This window comes from Amycolatopsis mediterranei (genome assembly GCF_026017845.1).
Taxonomy (GTDB): Bacteria; Actinomycetota; Actinomycetes; order Mycobacteriales; family Pseudonocardiaceae; genus Amycolatopsis; species Amycolatopsis mediterranei.
Genome location: NZ_CP100416.1, coordinates 4,125,615 through 4,138,533, shown reverse-complemented (window position 1 = coordinate 4,138,533; position 12,919 = coordinate 4,125,615). Strand labels below are relative to the sequence as shown.

Genomic DNA, 12,919 nt, shown 5'->3' with positions numbered 1-12,919 from the left:
ACGCTCGGGGTCGGCACCGGGGCGGCGATCCGGCCCGGGCGGCGCTCCCCCGGGTGGCGTAATCCGTCAGTTTCTGCCCGGAGTGCGGCAGGACGGTGTTAACTTCCGTCCGTCGTCCGCTGCCCCGAGCGAGGTGTTCGAGTCACAGTGACACTGCACACGGACAAGTTCGCCGCCTACCTGCGCATGCTGAAAGACCGCAGCGGGCAGGGCTATGAACGGCTCGGCAAGCAGGCCGGGGCCAGTGGCTCCAGCCTGCACCGGTACTGCTCCGGCAAGAGCGTCCCCGCCGACTACCGCGTCGTCCACTCGTTCGGCAAGGTCTGTGGCGCCTCCCCGGCGGAGCTGCGGGAACTGCACCAGCTGTGGGCGCTGGCCGACGCCGGCCGCGTCGACGAAGCGGAGCAGACCGGGACCGGTGAGGACGAGGACGCCGCGCCGCCACGTCGGCGGCGTGCCTACGCCGCGACGGCCATCGCGGTCGTGGGGCTGCTGGCGGCCGGTTTGGTCTGGCTCACCGCCGACGCGTCCGCACCGGCGACCGGCCGGTACGCCGACCGGATGCTGTTCTCCCCGGGGTGCCAGCCGCCGGTCAGCATGGGGCAGCACGACGAGTGCGTCACCGAGGTGCAGAACCTGCTGGTCGCGGCCCACGGGCGGCTTTCGGTCGACGGCTCGTTCGGGCCGGAGACGCTGCGCCGGGTCACCGCGTTCCAGGTGCTGGCGGGCCTGCCCGCCCGCGGTGTGGTCGACGAGGCCACCAAGACCGCGCTGTACGACCACCGGGCCAGCATGGCGACCTGGTCGGCGGCCATGGTGGAGCAGCGGGTCCGGGCCGTGTTCACCGAAGCGCCGGACACCGCGGTCGCCATCGCGCGCTGTGCCTCGTTCCTCGATCCGCTCTGGGTGCTGCCGAACACGAACGGCAGCCGCAACTGGGGCGTCTTCCAGATCTCCGACGCCCGCCTGCTGGAGCTGGGTGGCTCGCCGCGGCAGGCGTTCGACCCCGGCTGGAACATCGATGCGGCGCACCGCCTGTGGAGCGTGCGCCACGACTTCCACGACTGGCCGGCCTGCTCGGCGGCGCTGACGAGCCCGCCGTCGCACTGAGTCCGGCCGGGTGCCGAGAATCCCCAGGTTCCCCGGCGCCCGGCCGGTGGCTCAGACCGTGCCGTTCTCCCACCACCACGACCGGCCGAGGTCGGCCCGGCTGTCCACGTGCTGGTGGTCGGTGTTGTAGGTCTCCAGTCCGGAGAACCCGCACGTCTCGGCCTTCTGGTAGACGGTCTTGTTGGCCACTCCGGGCACGTTCAGGTCGGCGGCGGTGCCGTACAGGTGCATGCTGTCGCTCGCGCCGCCGATCTCCGCGTTGTGCGCGATGCTGCGGAACCCGGAGTTCACTGTGATCGGCTTGTTCCCGAGCTTCTTGCGCAGCGCCTCCAGCTTGTACATGCAGCGCCGCGCGTTCTCCTTGGCGGTGGCCGCGCTGACCTTGCCGCCGTTGAAGGTGCCGCTGTCTCGATCGGTGAACTCGCTGAAGTTGAAGTGGACGGTGGACCCGTCGCTCTGCTCCAGCGCGTTGAGCGCGGCCTGGGTGGCCGGGCCGACCTGGGCGTCCGCTCCGAGGCCGTAGGCCGCCTGGAACCTGCGGACCGCCGCCGCGGTGCCGGAGCCGAACTCGCCGTCGATCGAGACGCGGCTCTGGGCCGCGTGGTCGGCCGCCCAGCCGGCGACCCGGATCTGGAGCTCGGTGACGTCGGCGCCCGTGCTGCCCTCCTTCAGGGTGCGGGACCACGGGTAGGCCTGGGCGGTGCCGGTCAGCAGCAGCGGACTCACCGCGGCGGCCGCGCCGAGCACCACCGCGCCGCGGAGCACCGAGCGGCGGCTCATGGGGAGACTCATTCTCATCCTTTCCTAGCGGGGATTCAGCGGTTGGCGAGCTGGTCGAGGTCGGCCTGGGTGCCGTTGAAGACGTCGCCGGTGGCCGGCGCGGGGATGCCGGCGGGGATGGCCGCGTCGGTGTACTGCCACATCAGCCAGGTCTTCGAGCCGGCGGGCAGCGCCGGCTGCGTGACGGACTGCCGGTAGTCCGCGAGCTGCATCGGGTAGGCCGAAAGCGCCGTGGTGCCGCCCAGGCACGCGTCCAGGAACGACTTCTGGGTGTAGATGACCGGGGTCCGGCCGAACGCCGCCTGGACCTTGTCCAGCCACGCCTTGGCGTCGGCGACGGTGACGTACGGCGGGCAGCCGCCCGAGCCGTCGTCCTTCCACTCCAGGTCGAACACGGGCGGCAGGTCACCGGCGCGCTTGCCGGTGTACCCGGTGGCCTTCACGGCGGCGATGAACCGGTCGGCCTGCGCGCCGCCGGTGCCGGCCGCGGTGCCCGTGTAGAAGTGGTACGGCCCCACGGCCAGGCCGGCGTTGCGCGCGGCGGGCAGGTCGGTGGCCAGGTAGTCGTCGGTGACGTTCAGGCCGCGCGTCGCTTTGACGGTCGCGAATTCGACCCCGGACGCCTTCACCGCGCTCCAGTCGATCGGCGCGCCCCCGGGGTGCTGGTACCTCGCCGTGTCGACGCCGTCGATCGGGTGCCCGGCGGGCTTCGGCGGCGTGCAGTAGGTGTTGCGGCTGGACCAGTCGGCGACCTTCGCCCAGGTGGTGGGCCCGGCGACGCCGTCGGCACTGGCGTTGGCGCAGTGCTGGAACTGGATCACGCGGGTGCGGGTGCCGTCTCCGAACTGCCCGTCGATCGTCAGCGGCGGGTAGTGCCCCGGCTCCATGGCGAGGTTGAGCCGGCACTGGAGTTCCTTGACGTCCGTGCCGCTGGAGCCGCTCTGCAGGGTCGGGCGGGCGGTGGAAAGGCCGCACACGACGCTCTGGGCGGCGTCGGCGGTGCCCTGGGTGGCGCACTTGCGCGGCCGCGCGGACCAGGAGTTGAGGGCGGCCCAGGTGTTCGGCCCGATCTGGCCGTCCACGCTCAGGGCGGCGCACTTCTGGAACACGCGGACCCGGGCGTCGGTCGCCGGACCGAAGGAGCCGTCCGCGCCGATCGGCGTGTACCGGCTCGCCTTGGTCGCCAGGTTCAGTTCGCACTGCGCCTCGGCGACCGCGGCGCCGGTCGCACCTTGTTTCAGGGTGGGCTGGGTGCTGGTGTGCCCGCACACCGCAACGGGTTCGGCCGCAACCGCGGCTGCGGCGGGGAACACCAGCAGCACCGCGACGGCCAGAGCGAGTCTTTGCATGGCGAGAAGGCTGGCAGCGGCCGGGCCGCCGATCGCCCTTCGGCGGCCGACTCGGGACGCCGGGACGGTCCCACCCCACCGGACCAGCGGGAACGCCACCTCCCTGGGACGCGGCGGGGACGCCGAGCCGGCCGGCGCGGCTCGATCCGGGTGCCGAGCGGTACCGCCGGATCATCGAAGTCCTCGGCACGCAGACGGAGGTTGACCGGCAGCCCGCGCCGCCTGCGCGCCCCACCTCTGACTGCCGCGGAACGACCCCGGACCACTCCCGCGTCGTGGCGTGCCTCGAGCAACGTCACCGCCCGCCGCGACATCCGCGACGGGGCTACGGTCGAGACCTCGGTCTCCGGCAAAGCGGCCGGTCGATGGTCACCGTGCGTCGTCACCTCCGTTGGACGATCTCCGCAAGTTTCTCGGCGAACCCCGGTTCGAGCTTGCCGTTGTCGTTCAATGCCCGGCGTTGGTCGCGGTCTTCGCGGAGGTCCCGAAGTAGTCGTCCCAGGTATTCGGCGGGGACACTCCGGTGACACCGGTACGGGAAAACATCAATCGACATCGGAGTTCAGCGGCAGCGCCCACAGCTTCTGGTCAAGTTGACAGGACTCCATGACCTTGGGCACGAAGTCGCCCAAGTCCTTCTCCGACAGCCGGGACTCGTCCATCGGTTGTATGTAGCCGCGCCGGGTGAATTCGGCCATCCACACGATGTCCAGAACGTACAGGTCGGCTTTGTGCTCTCCATTCGACTTCGCGTCCTGCAACATACGGATGTTGCGCCGCGAATCACCCGATAGGAGCAGAGGCGGTCACTCGAATCAGTCTCGCAGTTCTCTGCGTGACTTGAGGGTCAGTTCAGAATGAGCCGACGGGTCGTCTTTGCGGGGACTGCGGGTTTTCCGGAATCAAGCACTTATCCGAGCACGTTCCCCCAGGCCCGCGACATCCGGTCCCCGGCGAGCGCCCACCGACGTCACCCGGCAGCCGTGCCGGCCGTGCCGGCCCGAACTCGTCGTCAAGTGGCCGGACGGGTGCCGATTACTTTCGCTCCGCGATCGCCTCCATATGTGCAGGAGGTAGTGCGTGAACAACAGGGAAGAGAAGGACATGTTGCTGGAAGACAAGAACGTGGTCGTCTACGGCGCCGGCGGAGCGGTCGGCAGCGCGGTCGCCCGCGGATTCGCCCGGGAAGGCGCCCGGGTCTTCCTGACCGGGCGAGATCCCGAGGTCGTCGACACCGTCAGGAAGGAAATCTCCGCCGCGGGCGGAGCCGCCGAGAGCGCTGTGGTCGACGCACTGGACGAGAAGTCCGTCGCCGGCCACCTCGACGCCGTCGTCGCCGAAGCGGGCGGCATCGACGTCTCGTTCAACGCGATCGGGATCTCGCCGCGGGCGTTGCAGGGAATCCCGCTCGCCGAGCTGCCGGTCGACAACTTCATGCGACCGGTCACGACCTACGCCCAGGCGCACTTCGTGACCGCGAAATCCGCCGCCCGGCACATGATCCCCCAAGGGTCGGGGGTGATCATGATGCACACCCCCGAGCCTGCCCGCATGAGCCTGCCCCTGGTCGGCGGCATGAGCGTCGGCTGGGCGGCGATGGAAGCCCTCAACCGCGCGCTGTCCGCGGAGTGGGCCCAGCACGGCGTCCGCTCGATCTGCCTGCGCACCACCGGCATGGTCGAGACGCCGGTCATCGACGTCGTGTACGGGCTGCACGCCGACGCGCTGGGCATCCCCGTCGACCGATTCACCGCCGGCGCCGTCGCGATGACCCACCGCAAGCGCCCGACCGCACTGGCCGAACTCACGGCGGTCGCGGTGTTCCTCGCCTCGGGCCAGGCAGCCGCGATGACCGGCACCGTCGCCAACCTGACCGGCGGGCTCATCGTCGACTGACCACGACGTGCCCCGGCTGCCACACCGGCGGCCGGGGCATCCCGACAGAGGAGCAAAGTCATGAACGACCTACTCGCGACCGCGGTCGCCGCGCACGGTGGCCTGGATCGGTGGAACCGGATCCGGGCGATCCGCGTCGCCGCCACCATCACCGGGGCCTTCTGGCAGGTCAAGGGAAAGAGTGACGCGATGAAGGATGTCCGCTTCGAGGTGGACACCACGCGGGAACGGCTGACCATGGACTTCGCCGGGCAGAACCGGCGGTCGATCTTCGAGCCCGGCCGGGTCGTCCTGCAGCAACCCGACGGCACGATCGCCGACGCGCGCGACGACCCGGAGCGGTCGTTCGACGGCCATGGGTTCCAGACGCCGTGGGACGACCTCCATCTCGCGTACTTCACCGGAGAAGCACTGTGGACGTACTTGACCACGCCGTTCCTGTTCACCTGGCCGGGGTTCGTCTGCGACGAGATCGCGCCCATCGAGGGCGACGGTGAGACCTGGCGGCGGCTGAAGGTCACCTTCCCCGGCCACATCAAGAGCCACAGCCGCGAGCAGGTGTTCTGCTTCGGCCCGGACGGGCTGCTGCGGCGCCACGACTTCACCATCGACATCGTCGACCCGGACACCGAGGCACAGCTCCACGCCGGCGGCTACCGCGACATCGACGGCATCATCATCCCGGCCACCCGACGGGCCTACACCACCACGGGCGAGGACCGGACCGTCCTCGTCGCCATCGACATGGCCGACATCGGTTTCCGCTGAACCGAGGCCGCCCGGCCACCCACCGCCATCGACCGGAAGCGTGGATCATGCACCCTGTGACCGAGACCGAAAACGGCAACGAGGACTTCGGACGGCTGAGCGAACCGTTCCGGCGCGAGCTGCTCGCCTACTGCTACCGGGTGCTCGGTTCGATCGACGAGGCCGAAGAAGTGGTTCAGGACGTCTATCTCGACGCCTGGCGGGCCTACGGCGGGTTCGAGGGCCGATCGTCGTTGCGCACCTGGCTCTACCGCATCGCGACCCGGGCGTGTTTCAAGGCGCTGGAAAAGAGCAGACGCAGGCCGCTGCCGGCCGATCTCGGCGCCCCCGAAGCACGCCCGGAGGCCAGGCTGGTCGAGCCGACCTCGGAGGTGCCGTGGCTTCAGCCGGCACCCGACCTGCTGTTCGCCACCACACCGGCCGACCCGGCGACCGTCGTGGTGCAGCGGCACACCATGCGGCTCGCCCTGATCGGGGCGCTCCAACAGCTGCCACCACGACAGCGAGCCGTGCTGATCCTGCGTGACGTGCTGCAATGGCGGACCGCCGAGGTCGCAGAGCTGCTGGAGATGACGACAGCGGCCGTCAACAGCGCGCTGCAGCGAGCGCGAGCCCAGGTTCCGCTCGAAGAGGACGACCTGACCGAACCCGCCGAGCCACGGCAGCGAGCCCTGCTCGACCGGTACGTGACCGCGTTCGAAACCGCGGACGTCGACCAGCTCGTCGCGGTACTGACCCAAGACGCACGCTGGGAAATGCCGCCGATCAGCACCTGGTTCGAAGGCCGCGACACCATCCTCGCCTTCCTGGCCAGGCAGATGCCGATCATCGGTCCGGCCGAACTGGTGGCCACCGCCGCCAATGGACAGCCCGCGTTCGCGGTGTACGCCCGCGGCCACGACGGTGCGCGCCGTCCCCACGCCCTGCACGTGTTGACGATGACCGCCGAGGGGGTCAGCCGGATCGTCGCGTTCCACGGCTCCGCGCTGTTTCCGCTGTTCGGGCTCTGACCGGGCCACGGCATGTCCGAACAGGAGAACCACGACGTCGCGCTGCACGCACAGCTGCGGCTGTTCTGCCGGCTCATGCTCGGTTCGGCCGACGCCGCCGACTGCGTGATCCGGCAGATTCACCGTCGTGCACTCGACGACCACGACGAGCACCCATCGGAACGCGCCCGGCTGTTCCGGATCGCCGCCGACCTCTGCGGCGTCCGCCGGTGAGGCCCGCCGGCTCCAGCTCGAACCGGGTATCCACGCGCGGGCGGCAGAAGCGTTGCCAACGCACTGGAATCCGGGGCTTGACCTTCGAGCCGAGTCGAAGGTTCAGGTTCGACGGGTGACCAGTTTGCGCATTTCCGAGCTCGCGACCCGGACCGGTGTCCCGACGACGACGCTGCGTTTCTACGAGACCGCCGGGCTGTTGCCCGCCGAGCGCACCGCCTCGGGCTACCGGGTGTACGGCGAGGACGCGGTCGAGCGGCTGTCGTTCATCTCCTCGGCCAAGGTCCTGGGGCTGCCACTGGAGGAGATCCGCGATCTGCTCGGCGTGTGGGAGCAGGGGGTGTGCGCAGCGGTTCGGGAACGAATGCTGCCGCTGGTCGCCGACCGGATCGCCGACGCCGGTCGGCGCCGGGCCGAACTCGCGGCGTTCTCCGCCCGGCCGGCCGGCGTCCACAAGCGACTGTCGGAGCCCGCTCCCACCGGCAGCTGCGGGCCGGACTGCGGATGCACGACCGCCGCCGAGCCCGGACCGGTGCCCGTGACGCTCTCGCGCACCCGCCCCGACGACGCGCCGGCGCGGCAGCCGCCCGTCGCCTGCACGCTCGACGGCGCCCAGCTCGGTGCACGGACCGAGGATTGGCGACGGATCACCCGGCAGGCCGGCGACCGCCGTGCCACCGCCGACGGAGTCCGGCTGACCTTCCCGGCCACGCCGGAACTGGCCGCCGAGGTCGCCGCGCCGGCCGCGGCCGAGCAGGACTGCTGCGCGTTCTTCGACTTCACCCTGCACCTGACGCCCACCGTGCTGGAGCTGACCGTGCGCGCCCCCGACACCGCCGAAGCGCTGCTCGCGGACCTGTTCGGAGCGGACGCGTGAACCCGCCGAATCCTCGCCGGGCTCGTCCGTGGGCGCGGTGGGGCGCCGGTGCCGCCGCCGTCCTCGCAGCCTGCGCGGTGTGCTGCGCCGGACCGCTGCTGGCCCTGCTCGGCGGCGTCGGCCTGGCGTCGGTCGTGGGAGCCATCTGGATTCCCGCGCTGTTGGTGCCGGCCATAGCCGTGGCCTTGGCCGTGGTGATCGTCGTGCTGCGCCGACGGCGCCGGGGCGCGGCGTGCTCCCCCGACACCGGCCCGGTCGAGCTGGGCATGCCCACCGTCGGCGCGGACACCAGCGGGTCCGTTCCCTTCCGCTCCCGCTGATCGCGCCGGGTTTCGTGGCGCTGGAAAGTTCCGGACCCGCACTACACCGGAGCAGACCGGTGCTCCTGCGGCCCGTCCGCGCCGCCCTCATGTCCGGTCAGCGTCCGGCGACGTCACCAATAGCGGACCCAGAGTTCCCAGTCGCTGAACCAGCTGCCGTTGATACATTCGTAGCCCGTCCACGAGCCATGGGCCACACCGGCGCTTCCCCGGTCCTCGCAGTCGGACTTCCACGTGTAGTAGCCCGTGAACCAATAGCCGACCGGCCCTGAACCCGGCCCCGCGACCGCGGCGGGCACCGCTTGCGTCCGCGCCGTCTCGGCCGGCGCCGCCTGGGCCGCCGTGGGCGCGACCACCGCCAGCGCCAGCGCCGCGGCGACCGGCAGCGCGCGCAGCGCCACGGTCCGGGTCTTCCTCGGCTTCGTCGTTGTCGTCCGCTCGATTCTCATACCGCCCCCTCCGTTGATGTGCCCGGCCGCCCGATGCGCCCGGACGTTCACTTCCGGCAACCCCCGGCCTCGAATTCGTGGCCGAGGCGTTCCCGACGATCAAGTCATACCGGCGCGGCGGTGTTCAGTGGTGGTCCTGACCTGGCTGAACGACAATCGCCGAACAACGAGGCCGGGGATCGTCACCGGCGCGGCAAGGTCGCCCGGCCGGCTGCTGCACAACAGTGCCTGAAGACGTTCAACAAGGTGGGTTGTAGGCGATGCCGGGGAAATAGCGGTCCCAGGTGGTGCGGTCGACCGGTGAATCGGCCAGCATGCACACCCGGGCGCCGGCGACGCCGGGGTCGATGTCCCACAACCGGGCGGTGTGGTCCTGGCCGGCACTGGCCAGCGTGTGCCCGTCGGGACCGAACGCGACCGAATACACGCGGTCGGTGTGACCGGTCAGGTCGGCGAGGGCGGTCGGGTGGTCTCGGTCGTGGACGTCCCACAGCCGTACCCGCCCGTCCGCGGCGGCAGAAGCCAGCGTGGCGCCGTCGCCGCTGAACGCCACCGAATAGACGACGTCCGGGTGCACGATCAGACCGGTCAGGTCGAGGGGCTTGTCGGGACTCGGGTTCACCGGAGTCTTGTCCCGGCCTCGGGGATTGTCCAGATCCCACAGGCGGACCGTTGCGTCGCGGCTCGCGCTGGCCAGGAAGTGCCCGTCCGGGCTGAACGCCACCGACTTCACGTCGCTGTTGTGGCCGCTCAGCAGTGACGGCACCAGCAGGCCCGTCGGGTGGGTGATGTCCCACATCCAGACGTTGCTGTCGTCACCTGCGGCGGCGAGCCGGCGACCGTCCGGGCTGATGGCGAGTTCCTGGATGCCGGCGCCCACCGGGATCGTCGCAACCGTGTGCGGTGCTCGCGGATCGCTCACGTCCAGCAGCACGGCGACGCGGTTGCTGCCGCCGGCGGCGAGTATTTTGCCGTCGTGGCTGTAGGCCACGGTGTTGACTGCGTCGGTGAAGCCGGGTAGGGCCTGGCCGAGCGGGGTGATGTGGCTCAGGTCGTGCGTGTCCCATAGGCGCACGGTGTGGTCCGCCGAGGCGGAAGCCATCGTGCGGCCGTCCGGGGCGAACGCGACGGAGTTCACCGGCCCTTGGTGCGCCGTGAGGACGATCGGCTTGTCGCCTGTGGCGATTTTCCGCACCAGGACGGTGCCGTCGTAGCCGGCGGTCGCGACGGCCTTGCCGTCCGGGGACAGCGCTACGTGGTACACGGCGTTGGTGTGCCCGCCGAGCAGTGTGCCGGCCACGTCCCACAGCCGGACGGTGCGGTCGTCGCTGCCGGTGGCCAGGGTGTGCCCGTCGGGGCTGAACGCGGCGGAGTACGCGGCGCCGGCGTGCCCGGCGAACGTGATGAGCTCGCTCAGTTCGGTCTTGCCGACGGCCCAAAGCCGGACCATCTGGTCGGTGCTGGCCGCCGCCACGGTTCGTCCGTCCGGGGCGAAGGCCACGGCGCGGATCACGGCCGCGCGGGTGAAGGCCGACGCGGTCTGGGTGGCGTGCGCGGGGTCGGTGACGTCCCACAGCCGCAGCGTCTGGTCCGCGCCGCCGCTGACCAGGGAATGCCCGTCGGGGCTGAACGCGATCGACGAGACGTCGCCGGAGTGGCCGGTCAGCGGGGCGCCGACGGCCACCGGGTGGCGCGGGTCGGTCGTGTCCCACAACCGGATCGTCTGGTCGCTGCTGGAGGTGGCCAGCAGCTTGCCGTCCCGCCGGAACGCCACCGACAGCACGGTATCGGTGTGCCGGGTGAGCGGATCACCCATCGGGACCGGGTGTTCGGGATCGGACAGGTCCCAAATTCGCACTGTGTGGTCGGTGCTGCCGGTGGCCAGCGTTTTCCCGTCGGCGGTGACGGCCACCGCGTTCACGCAGTCGCTGTGCCCGGTCAACGTGATCGGGTCGCCGGGGTGGGCGGGATTGCCGATGTCCCAGATCCGGACGGTGTGGTCCCAGCTCACGCTGGCCAGCACGCCGCGCCCGAACACGACTCCGTTGACGCCGGCCAGGTGCCCGGCCAGTTCGGCGCGCATTTCGGGATGGTGGGGTTCGTGGACGTCATAGAGCCGGATGGTGTTGTCCATGCTTGCGCTGGCCATGAGGGTGCCGTCGGCCGAGTACGCGACCCCGCCGACCGCGCCCCGGTGGCCGTGCAGCTGGGTGGCGTAAGGGGCACCGAACGTGCTCAGCAGCGCGCCGCGGGCCTCCGGCGTGGGCGAAATGTGGTAGGCCGCCAGCGCCAGCTGAGCCGACAGCGCCGGGTGCGCTGCTCGCTCTGCCGATGCCTCGATCGCGGCCCGCTGGGACACGGCGATGTTGCGGTCCCGCGCGGCGCCGACCTCGGACTTGAACGCGTACACACCCGCTGCGACGGCGAGAAGCAGCAGCACGGACAGCACGGCCACCAGCTGCCGCAACCGGAGCCGCTGCCGGCGTTCGCGCGTCTTTTCCTGTTCGCGGGCGGCGAAACTGGCGTCGAGGAACTGCCGCTCCCGCACGGTCAGCTGCTCGCTCGTGCGGTTGACCCATTCCCCGGCGGAGTCCAGGCGGACGCCGCGGTAGAGGGCGCCGGAGTCCTGATCGAGCGATTCCCACGTGTTGGCCGCCTCGGTGAGCTGCCGGTGCACGCGGCGGCCCTCGCGATCCTCGGCCAGCCACTCACGCAGCCGCGGCCACGACCGCAACAGCGTCTCGTGCGTCATCTCGATCGAGCCCTTGTCCAGCATGACCAGCCGCGCCGCGGCCAGTCGCTCGAGCACGAACGTCAGGCCGGGGTCGCCGTCCAGCTCGTCAAGTCCGGCCCGGGCGGTGACGTCGCCGACGTCTTCGCTGACCGCGGTCAGCCGCAGGAACAACCGCCGCACCAGCAATTGCTGATCGGGTTCGAATCCGGCATACACGTCCTCGGCGGTCTTGGCCAGCGCACCGTCGATGCCACCCGCGGCCTCGAAACTGCTGAGCGTCAGGGTGTTACCGCGTCGTCGGCGCCACGTCTCCAGCAGCGCGTGAGACAACAGCGGCAGCATGCCCGCGTGCCCGCTGACCTGAGCGACCAGCGTGCTGAGCAGCGAGCTTTCCACGCGCGCCCCGGCCAAGGCAGCCGGTTCGACGATGACTTCCCGCAGTTCCTCGGCGGTCATCGCACCCACCGCGACCTGAGCGTCTCGCAGGTGCGCGAGCAGGTGGGGGGAATCCATGCAGTGGCCGTAGAAGTCCGCCCGCACGCCGAGCACGATGTGACACCGGCCGTCGGCTTCGTCGGCCAGACCCACCAGCCGGGCGATGAACTCGTCCCGCTCGGTGGCGTCCTGGCAACGGGTGTAGACCTCTTCGAACTGGTCCACCACGATCAGCGTTTCGCCATCCCCCGGCGGCAGCGTGTCCAGCCGCGCCGAGGGGTGCTCGCCGGGCGTGAACATCACGACGTTCCGCGCCGGCTCCTGCCACCGGGCGATCACCCCCGCCTGGAGCAGCGAGGATTTGCCCGCGCCGGACGGGCCGAACACGCCCACCAGCCGGTGCGTGACCAGCCGCTGCAGCACCTCCTCGACCAGCCGGGTACGCCCGAAGAACGTAGCCGCGTTCTCCGGCCGGAAGGCACTCAGCCCGATGTAGGGCGGCTCCTGCTCGTCCGCCTCGACCGAAGACGGCTCGCTCGCCAGCTCCTCCGCCACCTGCCGCCAGCGTCGCTCCCAGGCGGCGACATCGCCGGCGCAACCCCGCACGTAGGCCAGCGTCACCGGCAGGCTGGGCAGCTTCCGCCCCGAAGCCGCCTCGGACAACGACGCCGCCGAATAGTGCACCCGCCGGCCCAGCTCGCGGTACGCCGGATTTCCCGCCCCGGCCCGCAGTGCCCGCAGATCCGCCGCGAAAGCCACCACCGACTCGTTCCCCCGGCCGAGCGGCTGCTCACGACGTGGCACTCCCCCCACCCCCGGCATCCATTGTCCGGAGCGGGGATGGCCACGTCCAGCACGTCCCCCGAGCAGACGACTCGCTGAGGCGCTGCGTCCTTGCTCAGCGTCCTTGCTCAGCGTCCTTGCTCAGCGTCCTTGCTCAGCGTCCTTGCTCAGCGTCCTTGCTCAGCGTCCTTGCTC

12 protein-coding genes are annotated in these 12,919 nt (G+C 70.8%); 7 read left to right on the top strand and 5 right to left on the bottom strand.

The window, feature by feature from the left end; genetic code table 11:
• Window positions 1-147 precede the first annotated feature (147 nt).
• On the top strand, window positions 148-1,110 hold the full coding sequence (locus tag ISP_RS19215; RefSeq protein WP_013225476.1) for a helix-turn-helix domain-containing protein: 963 nt from the start codon (window positions 148-150) through the stop codon (window positions 1,108-1,110).
• Between the two features lie 51 nt (window positions 1,111-1,161).
• Here ISP_RS19215 and ISP_RS19210 read toward each other — a convergent pair whose 3' ends face one another.
• The 3 genes from ISP_RS19210 to ISP_RS19200 form a co-directional block, all read right to left on the bottom strand.
• The gene (locus ISP_RS19210) at window positions 1,162-1,902 is read right to left on the bottom strand and encodes a D-Ala-D-Ala carboxypeptidase family metallohydrolase (protein WP_230468837.1); all 741 of its coding nucleotides are present in this window, start codon (window positions 1,900-1,902) and stop codon (window positions 1,162-1,164) included.
• 23 nt (window positions 1,903-1,925) lie between these two features.
• Window positions 1,926-3,239: a GH25 family lysozyme gene (locus ISP_RS19205; RefSeq protein ID WP_230468836.1), complete on the bottom strand. Its 1,314-nt coding sequence runs from the start codon at window positions 3,237-3,239 to the stop codon at window positions 1,926-1,928.
• A 545-nt stretch (window positions 3,240-3,784) separates the two neighbouring features.
• Window positions 3,785-4,003 (bottom strand): ABC transporter substrate-binding protein, encoded by a 219-nt coding sequence (locus ISP_RS19200; protein ID WP_014466987.1) that lies wholly within the window; start codon window positions 4,001-4,003, stop codon window positions 3,785-3,787.
• Between the two features lie 316 nt (window positions 4,004-4,319).
• Here ISP_RS19200 and ISP_RS19195 point away from each other — a divergent pair, with 316 nt between their 5' ends.
• The 6 genes from ISP_RS19195 to ISP_RS19170 all read left to right on the top strand — a co-directional run bounded on the left by ISP_RS19195 (window position 4,320) and on the right by ISP_RS19170 (window position 8,323).
• A complete protein-coding gene (locus tag ISP_RS19195; protein WP_013225473.1) occupies window positions 4,320-5,135 on the top strand; it encodes an SDR family NAD(P)-dependent oxidoreductase in 816 nt (271 codons plus the stop codon).
• A 60-nt stretch (window positions 5,136-5,195) separates the two neighbouring features.
• Window positions 5,196-5,903, top strand: coding sequence for a hypothetical protein (locus ISP_RS19190; RefSeq protein WP_013225472.1), 708 nt, complete (start codon window positions 5,196-5,198; stop codon window positions 5,901-5,903).
• A 56-nt stretch (window positions 5,904-5,959) separates the two neighbouring features.
• Window positions 5,960-6,913: a sigma-70 family RNA polymerase sigma factor gene (locus tag ISP_RS19185; protein WP_013225471.1), complete on the top strand. Its 954-nt coding sequence runs from the start codon at window positions 5,960-5,962 to the stop codon at window positions 6,911-6,913.
• 12 nt (window positions 6,914-6,925) lie between these two features.
• On the top strand, window positions 6,926-7,126 hold the full coding sequence (locus ISP_RS19180; RefSeq protein ID WP_013225470.1) for a hypothetical protein: 201 nt from the start codon (window positions 6,926-6,928) through the stop codon (window positions 7,124-7,126).
• Window positions 7,127-7,241: 115 nt separating this feature from the next.
• Window positions 7,242-8,003 (top strand): MerR family transcriptional regulator, encoded by a 762-nt coding sequence (locus ISP_RS19175; protein ID WP_013225469.1) that lies wholly within the window; start codon window positions 7,242-7,244, stop codon window positions 8,001-8,003.
• A complete protein-coding gene (locus ISP_RS19170) occupies window positions 8,000-8,323 on the top strand; it encodes a hypothetical protein (RefSeq protein WP_200876251.1) in 324 nt (107 codons plus the stop codon). Before ISP_RS19175 ends, ISP_RS19170 begins: the two co-directional genes overlap by 4 nt.
• A gap of 113 nt (window positions 8,324-8,436) precedes the next feature.
• On the opposite strand, the gene ISP_RS19165 is transcribed toward ISP_RS19170, so the two are convergent.
• Both ISP_RS19165 and ISP_RS19160 read right to left on the bottom strand, forming a co-directional pair.
• Complete coding sequence (locus tag ISP_RS19165; RefSeq protein ID WP_014466985.1) at window positions 8,437-8,772, bottom strand: hypothetical protein; 336 nt, start codon at window positions 8,770-8,772, stop codon at window positions 8,437-8,439.
• Between the two features lie 238 nt (window positions 8,773-9,010).
• A complete protein-coding gene (locus tag ISP_RS19160; protein ID WP_230468835.1) occupies window positions 9,011-12,745 on the bottom strand; it encodes a WD40 repeat domain-containing protein in 3,735 nt (1,244 codons plus the stop codon).
• Window positions 12,746-12,919 lie beyond the last annotated feature (174 nt).